At 43.0% G+C, this 17,901-nt stretch carries 17 protein-coding genes; 16 read left to right on the plus strand and 1 reads right to left on the minus strand.

All coding sequences use genetic code 11. The features are described from left to right. Nucleotides 1-28 precede the first annotated feature (28 nt). The 3 genes from AS888_RS24370 to AS888_RS24380 all read left to right on the plus strand — a co-directional run bounded on the left by AS888_RS24370 (nt 29) and on the right by AS888_RS24380 (nt 3,569). Nucleotides 29-778 carry a ClpP family protease gene (locus AS888_RS24370; RefSeq protein WP_155645600.1) on the plus strand — a complete coding sequence of 250 codons (750 nt, stop codon included), beginning with the start codon at nt 29-31 and terminating at the stop codon, nt 776-778. Next, nucleotides 775-1,005 carry a YlzJ-like family protein gene (locus AS888_RS24375; RefSeq protein WP_061144667.1) on the plus strand — a complete coding sequence of 77 codons (231 nt, stop codon included), beginning with the start codon at nt 775-777 and terminating at the stop codon, nt 1,003-1,005. Before AS888_RS24370 ends, AS888_RS24375 begins: the two co-directional genes overlap by 4 nt. Nucleotides 1,006-1,238: 233 nt before the next feature. After that, on the plus strand, nt 1,239-3,569 hold the full coding sequence (locus AS888_RS24380; protein ID WP_061144668.1) for a DNA translocase FtsK: 2,331 nt from the start codon (nt 1,239-1,241) through the stop codon (nt 3,567-3,569). 30 nt (nt 3,570-3,599) lie between these two features. Here the strand turns inward: AS888_RS24380 and AS888_RS24385 are convergent, their stop codons facing one another. Beyond that, entirely contained in the window at nt 3,600-3,899 is a 300-nt protein-coding gene (locus AS888_RS24385; RefSeq protein WP_061144669.1) for a DUF6509 family protein, read from the minus strand. 311 nt (nt 3,900-4,210) lie between these two features. Between AS888_RS24385 and AS888_RS24390 the strand changes: the two genes are divergently transcribed. The 13 genes from AS888_RS24390 (at nt 4,211) to AS888_RS24450 (ending at nt 17,775) form a co-directional block, all read left to right on the plus strand. After that, on the plus strand, nt 4,211-4,936 hold the full coding sequence (locus AS888_RS24390) for a GntR family transcriptional regulator (protein WP_061144670.1): 726 nt from the start codon (nt 4,211-4,213) through the stop codon (nt 4,934-4,936). Between the two features lie 148 nt (nt 4,937-5,084). Beyond that, complete coding sequence (locus tag AS888_RS24395; RefSeq protein ID WP_061144671.1) at nt 5,085-6,185, plus strand: BMP family lipoprotein; 1,101 nt, start codon at nt 5,085-5,087, stop codon at nt 6,183-6,185. A 210-nt stretch (nt 6,186-6,395) separates the two neighbouring features. Further along, nucleotides 6,396-7,931, plus strand: coding sequence for an ABC transporter ATP-binding protein (locus AS888_RS24400; RefSeq protein WP_061144672.1), 1,536 nt, complete (start codon nt 6,396-6,398; stop codon nt 7,929-7,931). After that, nucleotides 7,924-8,967 carry an ABC transporter permease gene (locus AS888_RS24405; protein ID WP_061144673.1) on the plus strand — a complete coding sequence of 348 codons (1,044 nt, stop codon included), beginning with the start codon at nt 7,924-7,926 and terminating at the stop codon, nt 8,965-8,967. The genes AS888_RS24400 and AS888_RS24405 overlap by 8 nt, the downstream gene beginning before the upstream one ends. Further along, on the plus strand, nt 8,968-9,927 hold the full coding sequence (locus AS888_RS24410) for an ABC transporter permease (RefSeq protein WP_100534137.1): 960 nt from the start codon (nt 8,968-8,970) through the stop codon (nt 9,925-9,927). A gap of 224 nt (nt 9,928-10,151) precedes the next feature. Beyond that, a complete protein-coding gene (gene yfmF / locus AS888_RS24415; protein WP_061144674.1) occupies nt 10,152-11,432 on the plus strand; it encodes an EF-P 5-aminopentanol modification-associated protein YfmF in 1,281 nt (426 codons plus the stop codon). After that, nucleotides 11,432-12,718, plus strand: a complete 1,287-nt coding sequence (yfmH, locus tag AS888_RS24420) for an EF-P 5-aminopentanol modification-associated protein YfmH (protein WP_061144675.1) — start codon at nt 11,432-11,434, stop codon at nt 12,716-12,718. The genes yfmF and yfmH overlap by 1 nt, the downstream gene beginning before the upstream one ends. Nucleotides 12,719-12,737: 19 nt before the next feature. Next, nucleotides 12,738-13,463 carry an elongation factor P 5-aminopentanone reductase gene (ymfI, locus tag AS888_RS24425; RefSeq protein ID WP_061144676.1) on the plus strand — a complete coding sequence of 242 codons (726 nt, stop codon included), beginning with the start codon at nt 12,738-12,740 and terminating at the stop codon, nt 13,461-13,463. Nucleotides 13,464-13,543: 80 nt separating this feature from the next. After that, nucleotides 13,544-13,801: a DUF3243 domain-containing protein gene (locus tag AS888_RS24430; RefSeq protein WP_061144677.1), complete on the plus strand. Its 258-nt coding sequence runs from the start codon at nt 13,544-13,546 to the stop codon at nt 13,799-13,801. A gap of 237 nt (nt 13,802-14,038) precedes the next feature. Further along, complete coding sequence (locus AS888_RS24435) at nt 14,039-14,830, plus strand: DUF3388 domain-containing protein (RefSeq protein WP_057913349.1); 792 nt, start codon at nt 14,039-14,041, stop codon at nt 14,828-14,830. An 8-nt stretch (nt 14,831-14,838) separates the two neighbouring features. After that, nucleotides 14,839-15,756 (plus strand): helix-turn-helix domain-containing protein, encoded by a 918-nt coding sequence (locus tag AS888_RS24440; protein ID WP_311316501.1) that lies wholly within the window; start codon nt 14,839-14,841, stop codon nt 15,754-15,756. Between the two features lie 179 nt (nt 15,757-15,935). Next, entirely contained in the window at nt 15,936-16,520 is a 585-nt protein-coding gene (gene pgsA / locus AS888_RS24445; RefSeq protein WP_061144679.1) for a CDP-diacylglycerol--glycerol-3-phosphate 3-phosphatidyltransferase, read from the plus strand. Between the two features lie 22 nt (nt 16,521-16,542). Next, the gene (locus AS888_RS24450) at nt 16,543-17,775 is read left to right on the plus strand and encodes a competence/damage-inducible protein A (RefSeq protein ID WP_061144680.1); all 1,233 of its coding nucleotides are present in this window, start codon (nt 16,543-16,545) and stop codon (nt 17,773-17,775) included. Nucleotides 17,776-17,901 lie beyond the last annotated feature (126 nt).

The following is a 17,901-nucleotide window of genomic DNA, read 5'->3' on the forward strand; positions in this document are numbered from 1 at the left end:
CTATAGGTTAAAAGAGAAAGGGGTTGGCATCGTGGATAATGCACCATTACCAAATGAAAATGAAGGCCGGCAGGAAGGGAAGAATTCCACTTTAATCGAAAAGATCCAGCAGCTGGGGGCAACGAATGTCCCACAACTATCAAAGGACTCGAAAATCCATTGTTTGACGATCATTGGTCAAATTGAAGGACATATGCAGCTGCCGCCTCAAAATAAAACGACTAAATATGAGCATGTTATCCCACAAATCGTGGCGATTGAGCAAAACCCGAATATCGAGGGACTGCTTGTCATTTTAAATACTGTGGGTGGGGATGTTGAAGCGGGACTGGCGATTGCAGAGATGCTTGCTTCCCTGTCCAAGCCATCCGTTTCGATCGTACTCGGCGGAGGGCATTCCATCGGAGTTCCGATTGCCGTATCATGTGACCATTCCTATATCGCTGAAACGGCGACGATGACGATTCATCCGATTCGTCTGACAGGCCTTGTCATAGGTGTTCCGCAAACCTTTGAATACTTGGATAAGATGCAGGAAAGAGTCATCAAGTTTGTAACGAGGCACTCCAACGTAACGGAGGAAAGTTTCAAGGAATTAATGTTTGCCAAAGGTAATCTAACCCGTGATATCGGTACGAATGTAGTCGGGGCTGAGGCCGTCGAAATCGGGATGATCGATGATGTCGGGGGTGTGGGCCAGGCCATGAGGAAGCTGAATAGCTTCATGGAAGAAAGAAAACCAAAAACAGCCGGTGAAGAGGAGGGGCTCCTGCAATGACACTCTATACAATCGTCCCTGAAGTAATCATCTTTCCCCATCACCATGAAAAAACGGCGAATTTAATCGAAATGATCTATAATGGTGTGCATGTAATGGTTGAACATGATGGTCAACGGTCATTTCGAATTGATCGAATTGTGAGCACCGATCCCGCGGATTATATGAACGCAAACATCCATCCGGGGGCAGTCATCAACGTGTTCGAACAGCCCAACGGCCACTGAAAACGACTAATGAAACCAATTATGATATACTGGATTGAAATCGGCAGCCATTTGGCTGCTTTATTCAGTATCTGGGCCAATTGGATCCTTTAGTTGAAAATGTACATATAACAAGGACAGTGTCATCTTTTTTTGGTATAATTTATGAACGAACATTTGTTTTGTGAAGGGAAATCAAGATGTTATGTTGAATAGGAAAGTTAGAATAGTTTCATGAAGAATCAGGTGATATGATGGCAAAGAAGAAAAAACGAAAAAACAAAAGTACCGATAAATTAAAACTAACACTTAAATATGAATTGAGTGGCTTGACTTTAATAGGGCTGGCCGTCATTGCGATTGCCAAGCTTGGAGCGGTGGGAAATGGGACGGTTCTTTTAATTCGCTTCTTTATGGGGGAATGGTACATCCTTTTGTTGTTGGCTGCCATTGCAGCAGGCTTTTATTTGATGATTAAAAGGGAGGTTCCTTACCTGTTAAAACGGCAGTTCATCGGATTATACTTCCTTGCTGCGAGCATGCTCCTGCTCAGTCATGTGACGCTGTTCAACATGCTGGCAGATGGCGGCCCGTTCACGAAGCCAAGCGTCATTTCGAATACATGGGAATTATTCTGGATGGAAGTGACCGGGAAGGCCAGTTCGAGGGATCTGGGAGGCGGCATGATTGGAGCGATACTATTTGCGGCTTCCTACTTTTTATTTGATGAAGCGGGCTCCAAAATCATATCCTTCCTTTTTATCATCACGGGCATTGTTCTGTTGACTGGGAAAACCTTGGGTGAGACCCTTGGAAGGTTTTTCCTCGGCCTTGGGAACTTCATCGCGAATCAATGGTCGGCTTTCAGGGATGACATGAAAACTTGGAATGAGGAGAAAAAAGAAAAGAAAAAAAATCCGCAAAAAAGGAAGAAACGCGAAAAGGATCCGGTGGCAGAAACCGATCAGCCCCTTCATCAAGAAGAGGAAACACCACAGATGGCAACGGAACGGATCATCTCCAGCTTTGCTGATAAAGCCTATAGCGACAACGAAACTGAACCTCCAGTTGCTGCAGAAGCTGTACCTGAAGCTGCCGAGGAGCAGGATGATGCCGTATTACCGATGAATTTCACTGAAGTGGAAAATAAAGAATATCTGTTGCCGCCGCTTTCCTTATTATTGCAGCCTAAAAAAACGGATCAGAGCGGAGAATACCAATTGATTCATGATAATGCAGCAAAACTTGAACGGACCTTCAATAGCTTTGGGGTGAAAGCAAGGGTCACGCAAGTCCATTTGGGACCAGCGGTGACCAAATATGAGGTTCATCCCGATGTTGGGGTGAAGGTAAGCAAAATCGTCAGCCTATCTGATGACTTGGCCTTAGCACTGGCTGCGAAGGACATCCGGATCGAGGCTCCGATACCAGGAAAATCTGCTATTGGGATAGAGGTTCCTAATTCCGAAGTGGCAATGGTATCCTTAAGGGAAGTCTTGGAGGCGAAAGAAGTTGACAAGCCCGATGCTAAATTGCAAATAGGCTTGGGGCGGAATATTTCGGGTGAAGCAGTGAAGGCAGAGCTCAATAAAATGCCCCATTTACTGGTTGCCGGAGCGACAGGGAGCGGTAAATCCGTTTGCATCAACGGCATTATCACGAGTATCCTGATGCGGGCTAAACCCCATGAAGTGAAAATGATGATGATCGATCCCAAAATGGTGGAGCTTAATGTCTATAATGGCATTCCCCACTTACTTGCGCCAGTTGTGACGAATCCAAAGAAAGCGGCGCAGGCCTTACAAAAGGTCGTCAGTGAAATGGAACGCCGCTATGAGCTGTTTTCACATTCAGGTACGCGTAATATTGAAGGCTATAATGATTATGTTAATCGGTATAACATAGAGGAAGATGCCAAGCAGCCGCTGCTGCCTTATATCGTGGTCATTGTCGATGAGTTGGCTGATTTAATGATGGTGGCCTCTAACGATGTAGAGGATGCCATCACACGGCTTGCACAAATGGCAAGGGCTGCTGGCATCCATTTGATCATTGCAACGCAGCGCCCTTCCGTTGATGTCATAACGGGGGTCATAAAAGCGAACATCCCATCTAGGATTGCGTTTAGTGTCTCGTCGATGACGGATTCAAGAACGATCCTGGACATGGGAGGTGCCGAAAAGCTGTTAGGCAGGGGCGATATGTTATTCCTGCCAGCGGGAGCTTCAAAACCTGTACGGGTGCAGGGAGCGTTCCTGTCCGATCATGAAGTCGAGGAAGTTGTCACATATGTCATTTCACAGCAGAAGGCCCAGTATAACGAAGAAATGATACCGGATGAAATTACTGAAACCTCAAGCGGCGAAGTGGACGACAATTTATACGACGATGCCGTAGCATTGATCATGGAAATGCAAACCGCATCGGTCTCCATGCTGCAGCGCCGATTCCGAATCGGCTACGCGCGGGCAGCGAGGCTGATCGATGAAATGGAAGCAAGGGGAATCGTCGGCCCTTATGAAGGCAGTAAGCCGCGGAATGTTTTGGTGTCAAAAGATGAACAGGATGAAGCGCATTTATCCTAAAAAAACCGGGCAGCTCAGCTGCCCGGTTTTTTAATTATTCATCGCTTCGTCCAAATGTGTAAGGCAGAAGTCGGCAATCATCGCTTCTTCATCGTCATCCAAATCGAATTCGAGCGCGCCTTCATTCCCTTTTTCAAAAATATCATATTTAATCAGTTTGCCTGCTTGTTCTTCCACTGCAAAAAGAACTCGGATATATAATCCATTTTCTGAAAAGAGCTCGTCCTCTTCCGGCACTTCGATATCCAGGAATAATTCGTAACGCTCCCCGGATAAAATGCCGAATGGATCATTTAATTTTTCGATACTGTATTCTGTTATAGTTAACATGATGTGTACATCCCTTCAAAGAAGATAACCTTATTATACAGGAAAACCGCAACTTGAGAAGAAAGCTGGCGGCGTTCAGAAGGCATTCCAAAAATTTTTTTTAATCTGATTTAGGAGAATAATCGTACAATTTTCGTTGTGTTTACTAGATTGAAAGACACAGAGGAGGGTAATTCCTCCTAAATTCTTTTCTGCGAATTAGGAAAACACTATTTATTTATATGAAAAAAAATGTTATATTATTTTCGATTAGTAGGAATGATTCAACATCAGAGGTCTGATGTCTTAAGAAATTAGCTGGGGGAAACTGTATGTCAATAAAATCAGATAGTCGACATTTATACTTGCAGGTCATTGATTACCTGAAGCAGGACATCGAAGCAGGAGTCTATCAGGAAAATGAAAAATTCCCTTCCGAATTCGATCTTGCCAAAAAACTGGGCGTGAGTAGGGCGACACTTCGAGAAGCGCTGCGGATTTTAGAAGAAGAAAACATTATCATTCGCCGCCATGGAGTTGGTACTTTTGTCAATCCAAAACCTCGTTTCACTTCAGGTATCGAGCAATTAAAAAGTGTCACTTCCATGATTGAAGAGGCAGGGATGAAACCTGGTACGATTTTCTTAAGCTTGACGGCTCAAGAACCGACGGAAGAGGATATCCGCAGGTTTTCTTGCTCACCAGATGAGCGCATCGTGATCATCGAACGTGTAAGGACAGCGAATGGAGAGCCAGTAATCTATTGTGTCGATAAAATTCCTGAGTCAATACTATCAGAAAATTTCGACCGCAACGATGAGTCTCTTTTTGATATATTGGAAAGGGATGCAAATCGTAAAATTACGTATGCCGTGGCAGAAATCGAGCCTATAGGATATCACGAGAAAGTTTCTCCTATCCTTAAATGCTCTCCAGAAGCAGCGCTACTCGTTTTGAAGCAGATGCATCTCGATGATTGGGACCAGCCGATACTGTATTCCGTTAACTACTTTAAAGCCAATATGTTCAGTTTTCATGTTCTCCGTAAACGAGTATAACCTTTACCCATTAAATGCGGATGAATGCAAGCGCTTGTACTAAAATCAAAAGCATGTAAAAAAAATTAACGAGAAGTGAAAACGCAAACATGAATGACTTTTCAGAACATTCCTGCTCTACAAACTATGCATATTAGGGGGATAAAAATTGAAAAAGCGCAAATTAGGTCTAGCTCTATCACTTGTTCTTGCAGCGGGTACGCTATTGGGGGCATGTGGTAATTCAGAGAATGATGATAAAGATTCTTCAAATGGAAAAGACAAGAAAGATAACTTCACAGTATCGATGGTTACCGATATTGGCGGTATCGACGACAAATCCTTCAACCAATCTGCTTGGGAAGGTCTGCAAGCTTTTGGTAAAGATAATGGATTGGAAAAAGGAAAAGACGGCTATAATTACATCCAGTCAAAATCGGATTCAGAGTATACGACAAACCTAAATACACTAGTTAAAGAAAATTACAATATTATTTATGCGATTGGGTATGCATTGGCTGAATCGGTTGATGAGGTGGCTACACAGCGTCCTAACTCTCAATTTGCAATCGTTGACAGCGTGGTTAAACAAGACAATGTGGCGAGCATCGTTTTTAAAGAACAACAAGGATCATTCCTAGTGGGCGTTATTGCCGGTTTACAGACGAAATCGAATAAAGTGGGCTTCATCGGCGGTGTCGATTCCGAGCTGATCAAGAAGTTTGAAGTAGGCTTCAAAGCTGGTGTCCTATCAGTGAATCCGGATGCGAAAATTACAGCACAATATGCAGGGTCGTTTGGGGACGCAGCAAAAGGTCAGCAAATGGCAAATAACATGTATTCTTCTGGAATCGATATCATTTACCAAGCAGCTGGCGGTACAGGAAACGGTGTATTCACTTCTGCTAAAGAGTTGAAGAAAAAAGATCCTAAAAAAGACATTTGGGTTATCGGGGTAGACCGTGACCAAAAAGAAGAAGGAGCATTGAAAGTTGATGGCAAGGATTATAATGTTACGTTGACTTCAATGGTAAAACGTGTGGATGTTGCAGTTCAAGATTTAGCGAAAAAGACAAAAGAGGGTAAATTCCCTGGTGGAGAAACGATTGAATACGGTCTTGAAGAAAACGGGATCATGATATCGGAATCTCAAGAAAATGTTTCTGAAGAATCATTGAAAGCGGTTAATGAATACGTCGAAAAAATTAAATCTGGCGAACAAAAAACTCCTGGTACTGAAAAAGAATTAAAGGAATTGGGATTCAAATAATTCACTCAGAAATGATAAGGAATGAGAAGGCCTGTTGAAGGCCTTCTAATCCTATTTCATATGAATGAAAAACCGAATGAAAGACTATGACAGATTTTGTAGTTTTTCATTTGGTTTTTTATGAAAAAAACCAAATGAGAACTATTAGGAATCTATCAATATCTCCTAGTTAGGTATCAGAATCCTCATTTCTATAGGAGTTGATTATACGTGGAACATGTAATTGAGATGCTTAATATCCGTAAAGAATTTCCAGGTATTGTTGCAAATGATGATATAACCCTTCAGGTGAAAAAAGGGGAAATTCACGCATTGTTAGGCGAAAATGGAGCTGGGAAATCCACGCTAATGAACGTACTGTTCGGTTTATATCAGCCAGAGCAGGGAGAAATTCGTGTGAATGAGCAGGTAGTTCAGATTACAAGTCCGAATGTTGCCAATGACCTCGGAATTGGAATGGTGCATCAGCATTTTATGCTAGTAGATCCATTTACTGTTACCGAAAATATCATTCTTGGAAAAGAACCATCGAAATATGGAAAGGTTAATGTAAAGGAAGCGAGCGAAGAGGTAAGGAAACTTTCGGAACGATACCATTTAAGTGTGGATCCAGATGCTAAAATTGCCGATATTTCCGTAGGGATGCAGCAAAGGGTGGAAATCTTGAAAACCCTGTACAGAGGTGCGGAAATTCTCATTTTCGATGAACCTACTGCTGTATTGACACCCCAGGAAATAAAAGAATTGATCACAATCATGAAAGCCCTTATCAAGGAAGGGAAGTCCATAATCCTGATCACCCATAAGTTAAAGGAAATTATGGAAGTTTGCGATCGAGTCACGGTTATTCGAAAAGGAAAGGGCATCGGGACCGTGAATGTTAAAGAAACAAATCCTGATGAACTGGCCAGTTTAATGGTTGGACGGGATGTCGTTTTTAAAACGGATAAATCTGCAGCAAATCCTCAAGAAGTGGTGCTGGAAGTGAAAAACTTGGAAGTGAAAGATTCTCGTGGCGTATCGGCGGTCCATAACCTTGACCTTTCAGTACGTGCTGGCGAAATCATCGGAATTGCGGGAGTGGATGGCAATGGACAGTCTGAACTTATCGAGGCACTGACAGGTCTGAAGAAAGTGACTAATGGAACTATATCATTGAACGGGAAACAGGTACAGAATATGAAACCCCGTAAAATCACCGAGGCTGGGGTAGGGCACATTCCTGAAGATCGTCATAAACATGGACTTGTCCTGGACTTTAGCATTGGGGAAAACATCGTTCTGCAAACATATTATCAGGAGCCTTTTTCGACAGGCGGCATTTTGCATTCCAAGAAAATCTTCGATAAGGCTCGTACGATCATTAAAGAATATGATGTTAGGACACCTGATGAGTATACGCCTGCCCGTGCACTATCGGGAGGGAATCAGCAAAAAGCGATCATCGGCCGAGAAGTGGATAGAAACCCGGATTTATTGATTGCGGCTCAGCCAACACGTGGGTTGGATGTCGGTGCCATCGAGTTCATCCACCGTCGATTGATTGAACAGCGTGACGCTGGTAAAGCGGTTCTTCTCATCTCTTTTGAACTAGATGAAATCATGAATGTCAGTGATCGAATCGCAGTCATTTATGAAGGGGAAATCGTTGCGATCGTCGATCCTAAAGAAACGACAGAACAAGAATTGGGATTATTAATGGCTGGAAGTAAGCGTCCGGAAGCAGGTGAAAAAGAACATGTCTAAATATTTCTATAAATTAACGAGTCCGTTGTTTGCTGTAATCCTAGGCTTGCTGGCTGGGGCAGTCATCATGTTGGTGAGTGGATATAATCCAGTTGAAGGGTATGGGGCAATGTTGGCCGGTATCGCTGGCGATTCCTATTATACTGGTGAAACATTACGGACGATCATACCGTATATCCTTGCTGGTTTAGCTGTTGCCTTCGCATTCAGAACAGGATTGTTCAATATTGGTGTTGAAGGGCAATTGATCGTTGGCTGGCTGGCAGCGGTTTGGGTTGGGGTCGCTTTTGATCTCCCGAAAATCATCCACTTGCCATTAGCCATACTTGCAGGAGCTGTAGCTGGATCGCTTTGGGCCTTTATTCCAGGGTATTTGAAGGCTAAATTCCGCGTGCATGAAGTAATTGTGTCCATCATGCTGAATTACACAGCTTTGTATGTAACGAATTACTTAATACAAAACGTTATTTCCGATAACCAGGATAAAACGGAAAGGATTGCTGAAACAGCATCCCTCCGCTCGCCGTTTTTTGAGAGTTTAACAGATTTCTCCCGACTTCATTGGGGAATCTTCATAGCGATCATCTGTGTGTTCATCATGTGGTTCATCTTGGAAAAGACGAAAACCGGTTTCGAGTTGAAAGCTGTTGGTTTTAATCAGCAGGCTTCCGAATATTCCGGGATGAGCGTAAACAAAAATATCATTCTATCCATGGTCATTTCAGGTGCATTCGCAGGCTTGGCTGGAGCGATGGAAGGTCTGGGGACATTTGGCTATGCAGCGATCAAGGGCGGATTTACGGGAATCGGGTTTGATGGAATTGCCGTTGCCTTATTAGGAGCCAACTCCGCAATAGGGGTTGTCCTGGCAGCTTTCTTGTTCGGTGGACTTAAAGCAGGGGCAATCAATATGCCATTACAGACCGGCATCCCAAGTGAAATTGTTGATATTGTCATTGCATTGATTATATTCTTTGTTGCATCAAGCTATTTTATCCGCTGGATTGTGCAACGCTTTAAGAAGGGGGCGAAATAAGTGGACTTTTATCAGGTGCTACAAATCATCATTCCGTCCATGATTGCTTACGCTGCCCCGCTGATTTTCACTGCGCTTGGTGGTGTGTTTTCTGAACGATCTGGTGTTATCAATATAGGGCTGGAAGGGCTTATGGTGATTGGGGCCTTCACAGGAATCGTTTTTAACTTAATGTATGCAGATGTTTTGGGAGCCTGGACACCATGGCTTTCCGTTTTAGTGGCCATGATTGCTGCGTTGGTATTTTCAGCACTTCATGCAGTCGCGTCCATAACATTCCGGGCGGATCAAACCGTAAGCGGGGTGGCTATTAACTTATTGGCAGTCGGGCTTACGTTATTTCTCGTAAAGAAGATTTATGATAAAGGACAAACGGATATCATCACCGAAACTTTCCCGAGGATCGATATTCCTCTGTTAAGTGATATCCCTTTCATTGGTCCAATTTTGTTCTCCAACGGCTACTATATTGCTTATCTGGCCATCATCGTGGCAATTTTCGTTTGGTATATCATTTTTAAAACACCATTTGGACTCCGACTCCGTTCGGTAGGGGAGCATCCGATGGCTGCTGATACGATGGGTGTAAATGTGACCAAGATCCGCTATCAAGCTGTCCTTCTATCAGGAGCCTTCGCGGGTATCGGGGGAGCCATTCATGCGACTTTGTTTGCGAATGACTTTAGCCATACTACCATCAATGGACAAGGCTTCATGGCCATTGCTGCGATGATATTCGGTAAATGGAATCCGCTTGGGGCAATGGGGGCTGCACTATTCTTTGGTCTGGCACAAAGTTTAAGCATCGTCGGTTCCAGCCTTCCGTTCATAAAAGACATACCGTCCGTGTTCTTATTGATTATGCCATATATCTTGACAATCATTGCCTTAACAGGATTCATTGGACGTGCAGATGCTCCAAAAGCATCTGGACAGCCATATATCAAGGGTAAAAGATAAATTATTTCCAACCGGTCAGTCAACATTGCTGGCCGGTTTTTCCGTAGGATACGTGCAAAAGATCAGATCATAATTGCAGAGGGCATAGTGATAACCTAAAAAAAGTAGCTGTTACTTGCATGATTTTTCCTTTCACATGTATATTTTAAGTAGATGTTTAAAAGGGTTGCTATATACAAACAATAAGCTACTAAAGGTGATTTATATATTGAGGAGGATTATTCATGTCTATCGCTTCCGATAAAATAATGGAAAAAAGCGGCTACAAACTTCATGTGGTCCGTACGGATAAATATAAAACGAATACGCTCGTCCTGAAGATGAAGGCTCCATTGACGAAAGAGAAAGTTACATATCGTGCATTGGTGCCATATGTATTACAGAGCAATACGAGTAAATATCCTACGACGCCTGAGCTTCGATCCTATCTTGATGAGTTATACGGCGCAGGCTTTTATGTGGATGTTGCTAAAAAAGGAGAATATCAAATCGTTAGTTTCACTATCGATATCGTCAATGAAAAATTCCTTAGTGATTCCACACCGCTTCTTGAAAAAGCTTTTACCTTATTATCTGAGGTGATCTTTCACCCGAAAAAGAATGGCGAAGCCTTTGATCCTAAAACGGTTTCCAACGAAATCCGTTCATTGAAACAACGGCTTCAATCCATTTCCGATGATAAGATGCGCTATTCAGCTACAAGGCTTGTGGAGGAAATGTGCAAAACTGAACCATATGCCCTCGAAGCAAGCGGAAACCTGGAGGACTTGGAAACGATTACGCCAGAGTCCCTTTTCTCTTATTATCAAAAAATGCTGGCTGAGGATGAAATCGACTTATATGTGATCGGTGACATTGATGAATCAGAGGTGGAGGCTTTAGCTGACAAGTATGTTTCATTGAAGGATCGAGCACCGGTACGTTTGCCAAGGAACACGGGCAAGGAAGTGGAGAAGGAAAAGGAAGTCATCGAAAACTCGGATGTCAAACAAGGAAAACTGAATATAGGCTACCGGACCCATGTTGCCTATGGTGATCCGGATTATTATGCACTGCAGCTTTTCAATGGGATCTTCGGTGGTTTTTCACATTCAAAACTATTCATCAATGTTAGGGAGAAAGCCAGTTTAGCGTATTATGCAGCTTCAAGGCTCGAGAGTCATAAAGGGCTATTGATGGTGATGGCGGGCATTGAAAATGCGAACTACAAGCAAGCACTCGAAATCATTCATGCCCAAATGAATGAAATGAAGCAAGGGAATTTCTCCGATGCCGAACTGGAACAGACGAAGGCGGTCGTAAAGAATCAGCTTCTTGAAACGATTGACGTTTCTAGAGGGCTTGTTGAAATTTTATACCATAATGTGATTTCCGGACAGAATATATCATTGGACGATTGGTTTGCTAAGACGGAACGGACGACGAAGGAAGAAATCGTTGCCGTCGGTCAGAAGATTCAGCTTGATACAATTTATTTCCTAACAGAAGCGGGGGTGCAAGAGTAATGGAAAAAATAGAATTCACTCAATTGAAGGAAGAACTTTTCCATGAAAAAATGGCCAATGGGCTTGAGGTATATATCCTTCCGAAAGAAGGATTCAATAAATCATTTGCGACGTTCACGACGAACTACGGTTCAGTGGACAATCATTTCAAGCCTTTGAATGAAACCGAATTTTCTAAGGTGCCAGATGGAATTGCCCATTTCCTTGAACATAAGCTTTTTGAAAAGGAGGATGGCGATGTTTTTCAGCAATTCTCAAAGCAGGGGGCATCAGCTAATGCCTTCACTTCTTTCACCCGTACGGCCTATCTGTTTTCCAGCACGTCCGATTTCAATAAGAATTTGACGACCTTAATCGATTTTGTCCAAGATCCCTATTTTTCGGAGAAGACGGTAGAGAAGGAAAAAGGAATCATAGGACAGGAAATCAATATGTATGACGATAACTCTGACTGGCGGCTTTATTTCGGGACGATTGCCAACATGTATCATCATCATCCAGTGAAAATTGATATTGCTGGTACTGTGGCATCGATTGCCGATATTACGAAAGATATGCTTTATGAATGCTATAACACGTTTTATCATCCGAGCAACATGCTTTTGTTCGTTGTAGGGCCTGTCGATGTCGAGAGTACTATGAAGTTAATCCGCGATAATCAAACGAACAAAGGCTATAGGGAACAGCCTGAGGTGGAGCGCAAATTCGAGGATGAGCCAAACACCGTTGCCAAGAAGAAGGAAATCTTAAAGATGAATGTCCAGACTCCGAAGGTCATGCTTGGAATCAAGGCCATCAATGTTCATCAATCAGGTATACAGCTTTTGAAAAGGGAATTGGCGACCAATATTTATTTGGAAATGCTGTTTGGCAAAAGCTCGCCATTGCATGAAGAATTGTATGAGGAAGGACTGATCGATCAAAGCTTCTCTTATGACTATACACAGGAGCAGGGCTTTGGATTTGCATTGGTTGGCGGGGACAGTTCCAAGCCTGAAGAATTGACCGAGTCGATATTTACGATCCTGCAAAATTCCAAAGCCGGGACCGGTTTGAATGAAGAAAGTCTGCAAAGGACGATTAAGAAAAAAATCGGTTCTTTCCTTCGTTCGCTGAATTCACCGGAGTATATCGCTAATCAGTTTACCCGATATGCATTCAATGATATGAACTTGTTTGATGTGGTTTCGGTACTGGAAAAACTAACGATTGAAGATATCAGGAAGGTCGCCGTAGATTTAATTGCAGATGAACGGATGACAGTGTGTCAGGTACTTCCTAAATAATAGTAAAGGGGGCTGGAATGTGGGGAAACGTTTTGCCCTTATAACTGGTGCCAGTGGAGGAATCGGCAGGGAAATCGCCATTAAGCTTGCCGAAGAGAATTATTCACTTTATTTACATTATAACAGCAATGAAGAAGCAATCATGGAGTTAATAGAAGAGCTTAAGCCTCATCAGGTGGAACTCATTCCGATACAAGCGGATTTATCTAAACCGGACGGATACAAGGTATTGGCGGAAAATATCTTCGCCCTTCATGCGATCGTCCTCAATAGCGGGAATAGCTATTATGGGCTCATATCTGATATGGATGACAAGGTTGTTAGTGAAATGGTCCAATTGCATGTAACCAGTCCTTTCCAATTAACGAAGGAACTGCTTCCAAAGTTGATGTATCAAGATCGGGCTGCCATTGTTGCCGTCACATCCATATGGGGGCAGACGGGGGCATCTTGTGAGGTATTATATTCGATGGTCAAAGGCGGTCAAAATGCTTTTATCAAAGCGTTAAGCAAGGAAGTCTCACTTAATGGAATCCGGGTGAATGCAATTGCCCCTGGTGCGATTTCGACATCCATGCTTGAATCTTTCAGTGCTGACGATTTGGAAATCATCAAAGGTGATATCCCGATGGGAAGGATGGGAAGCGCTAAAGAAGTCGCCGAGGCTGTTTTCTATTTACTTTCCGACAAGGCATCTTATATCACTGGACAAATCTTAGGCGTCAATGGTGGATGGTACACGTGATTTTTTTTATGCTATGTATAATTTCCTCTGTTCCTTCACAAAATATCTATGTACTATTTTGAAGGAAAGGGTGACCATTCATGTCTGTACTAGACAATTGGGATCAATGGAAAAATTTCTTAGGCGACAGATTAAATCAAGGTGAGCAACAAGGATTATCAGGAGGCGCTGTGAACAATTTGGCTTTTGAAATCGGTGATTATCTAGCTAAGCAGGTTGAGCCCCAGAATGATCAAGAAAAAGTCCTTGCTGATCTTTGGTCAGTCGCTAACGAAGAAGAAAAACATGCCATGGCAAGCGTTATGGTCAAGTTAGTCGAGAACAACGGAACAAAGTAAACATTTTAAGCCAAAGGCCCTGTTATTAATTAACAGGGCCTTTGGCTTGAGGATGACCGGTAATTATCCTCGAATATAAAAATGGATACTTTTATAGGGTTTTTCCTTTTAACTTCTCATGAAATGCTATATTATAGAAGCTAGACAATAATTATGCGTACAGACCTTGAAATTTACGATGGATAAGTTTTGCTCGGATGTTTGGGGTAAAAGCTTCTAGGCTTAAGGAGTGTTATCGTGGAGAAAAAAGAATGGTATTTTGAATATGAAATCCAAGTCAACCGTCCGGGTTTATTAGGGGATATATCATCCCTCCTGGGAATGCTGTCCATCAACATCATTACGATAAACGGTGTGGATGAAGGCAGACGCGGTTTACTTTTAAAAGCGGAAGATAGCCGTAATATAGAAAGATTCGAATCAATCCTCCATACGATGGATACGATAAAGGTCATTAAGCTTAGGGAGCCTAAATTACGTGATCGACTGGCTGTCAGGCATGGCCGTTATATCCAGCGCGATGCGGATGAGAAGAACACCTTTAGGTTCGTTCGTGATGAGCTGGGCTTGCTTGTCGATTTTCTGGCCGAGCTGTTTAAACAGGAAGGCCATAAATTAATCGGGATACGAGGCATGCCGCGTGTCGGTAAAACCGAATCGATCGTAGCCTCGAGTGTATGTGCAAACAAAAGATGGTTGTTCGTGTCGTCAACCCTTTTAAAGCAGACCATTCGCAGTCAGCTTATCGAGGATGAATATAATAATGATAATTTGTTCATTTTAGACGGGATTGTTTCCACTCGCCGTGCCAATGAGCGGCATTGGCAATTGATTCGTGAAATCATGAGACTTGATGCGGTCAAGGTCATTGAACATCCGGATGTATTTGTCCAAAATACGGAATATACTCTCGAAGACTTTGATTATATTATTGAGTTGCGAAACAATCCAGACGAGGAAATAACATATGAAGTTGTCGACCAAAAAGACCAGTTTTCGGGGTCCGATTTTGGTTCCTTTGACTTTTAAGATGGCAGGTGTTTGATTTGACTGAGTTAGGTAATCGATTAAAGGAAGCTAGGGAAGCCAAAGGCCTTAGCTTAGAAGATTTACAGGATTTAACGAAGATCCAAAAGCGTTACCTTGTTGGCATTGAAGAAGGAAATTACAGCATGATGCCTGGAAAGTTCTATGTACGGGCATTCATCAAGCAATACTGTGAAGCGGTCGGCCTTGATTCAGAAGAGATTTTTGAACAATACAAGAGTGAGGTTCCTTCCGTCTATAGCGAGGAAATACCGGAACAGCTTTCAAGGGTCCAATCCCGGAAAACCCTACCCGCAGGAGATTCCAAGGTTGTTGAAATGTTACCGAAGATATTGGCAGTCGTTTTGGTCATTGGTGCGGCCATCTTGATATATGTACTGGTATCGAGCTATATGAGTAAACCGGATGATGCCGATAAAAAGGACGACAAACAGAGTGAATCCGTGGGCTACGGCAAGAGTGAAGAGTTCGACAAGGAAGAAAAGAATGCAAGCAAGAAACAGAACGAAGAAAAACAACCCGCTTCTTCCGATAAGAAGAATGAAGATGACCTTGATGCTAAAAAAGATGAAGAAAAGAAAGAGCAAAAACTCGCCGTTATCAGTGCCAGCGGTAAAAATAGCACGTATGAATTGAAAGGTACGGATACCTTCAAATTAAAAGTGACATCCAAGGGTTCACCATGGGTTGGCATTAAAAATGGTGAAGGCAAGTTGCTTTACCAGGGTACCATCGATAAGGACAAGAGCGAGGAAATTGATTTCACCAATGAAAAAGAAGCCGTCATCAATATAGGCAGGGCATATGAAACTGAAATTTTTGTGAATGATGAGAAGCTGGAGTATTCCATTTCACCGACAGAAGTGAATACGCAATTGGTCACGATACAATTTACGAAAGCCGAATAGTCATCTTATAGATGACTATTTTTTCTCTACATACTATTAAGCCGGGTTTCGGCATATAAGATTGGGTTTTGAGTTAAATTATACATAAATGCACCGGATGGCCCTTCGCCATATCATTTTAAGATCTATAACGCATTGCCCGGCCCAAAGGGCTGGCGTAAATTTTGGAGGTAAATGTTTTGAATCTGCCTAATAAGATTACAGTAGCAAGAATTTGCTTAATACCAGTTTTTTTAATCATCATGCTCGTCCCTTTTTCATGGGGTACGCTGACATGGGGGGAATACAGCTTGCCAGTTGCACACTTGGCTGGTGCCCTCCTCTTCATAATCGCTTCCACTACGGATTGGATCGATGGACATTTTGCAAGGAAATATAATATGATCACTGACTTAGGGAAATTTCTAGATCCTTTGGCGGATAAGCTTCTGGTTTCGGCTGCCCTGATTGTATTGGTCGATTTGGATTTGATGTACGGTCAATCCTGGATTGCCATTGTCATCATAAGCCGTGAGTTCGCCGTGACGGGATTGCGTCTTGTGCTTGCCGGCACTGGGGAAGTCGTAGCAGCGAACCAGCTTGGTAAAATTAAAACGTGGGCGCAAATTGTTGCGATTTCGGCATTGTTGCTGCATAACCTTCCCTTTGCCCTCATTTCACTTCCCTTTGCCAATCTCGCCTTATGGATTGCCTTAATCTTCACGATATGGTCAGGGTTGGATTATTTTGTAAAAAACAAACAAGTATTTGTTAATTCCAAGTAAAACGAATGGTGGTCATGAAAACATGGATGCAGAAATCATTGCAGTTGGCTCCGAGCTTCTTTTAGGACAAATCAATAATACTAATGGGAGATTCTTATCACAGCAGTTTGCCCAAATGGGAATCAATGTTTTTTACCATACTGTGGTTGGGGATAACGATCGTCGTTTGCAGCAAGCAATAGAGATTGCAGAATCAAGGGCGAACTTGATTGTCTTTACTGGTGGACTAGGTCCCACCAAGGATGATTTAACGAAGGAGACGATTGCTCGCCATATTGGCAAGAAACTCGTTTTTAACGATGAAGCCCTGCAATCCATCGAAGCTTACTTTCAAAAACGGGAACGGCCGATGACGGAAAATAATAAAAAGCAGGCTCTTGTTTTAGAAGGCAGTGAAGTGCTGGCAAACGATCATGGCATGGCACCGGGAATGGTTTTGTCCAAATCCGGGATTACATATATGCTCCTGCCTGGGCCACCTAGTGAAATGGAACCGATGTTTTTAAGTTATGGCTATGAATCGATCATGAATAAATTGGATAAGCATGATCGAATCGATTCGAAAGTACTTCGTTTCTTTGGCATCGGTGAAGCGGAATTGGAAACGGTGATAGATGATCTACTTGTCAATCAAACGAATCCGACGATTGCACCGTTGGCATCCGAAGGCGAAGTGACATTAAGGATCACAGCGAAGGACTCGTCCAAACAAAAATGCGAAGAGCTCATTTTATCCGCAGAAAAAGAAATTATGGACAGGGTTGGGAAGTTTTACTACGGAACTGATAATACTTCGCTTATAAAGGAACTTGTAAAAGAATTGACGGTCCGCAAGCTTTCGATTGCGGCGGCGGAAAGCTTGACCGGGGGGATGTTTCAGGAACAGTTGACAACCATCCCGGGTGCCGGTAAGGTCTTCAAGGGCGGCATTGTGAGTTATACGAATGATGCGAAGTCGAGTGTCCTCGGCGTCAGCGGCGGAATCATTTCCGAGCATGGTGTGGTCAGCGGTGAGTGTGCCAAGGAAATGGCTTCCAATGTCCGGAAAATGCACGATGCGGATGTAGGCATAAGCTTCACGGGTGTTGCAGGGCCCGATGAACAAGAAGGCAAGCCTGTAGGTACCGTATTCATTGGCATTTCGTATCGTGATGGAAACACGCACTTTAAAGAGTTGAATCTATCAGGCAGCAGGGAGCAGAACCGCATCAGAAGCGTCAAGTATGGCTGCCATTACTTGCTTAATGATTTGTGAATGAGTGGGCAGAGCTTTTATAGCTCTGCTCAGTTTGTAGACAAAAGGGGTTCGGAATTAAAAAATTCCGAACCCCTTTTGAAATTCCTTTGAAATTTTGATCAAAGGTTACGAGATTTGGGCTCT

Source organism: Peribacillus simplex (assembly GCF_001542915.1).
GTDB classification, from domain to species: Bacteria; Bacillota; Bacilli; order Bacillales; family DSM-1321; genus Peribacillus; species Peribacillus simplex_B.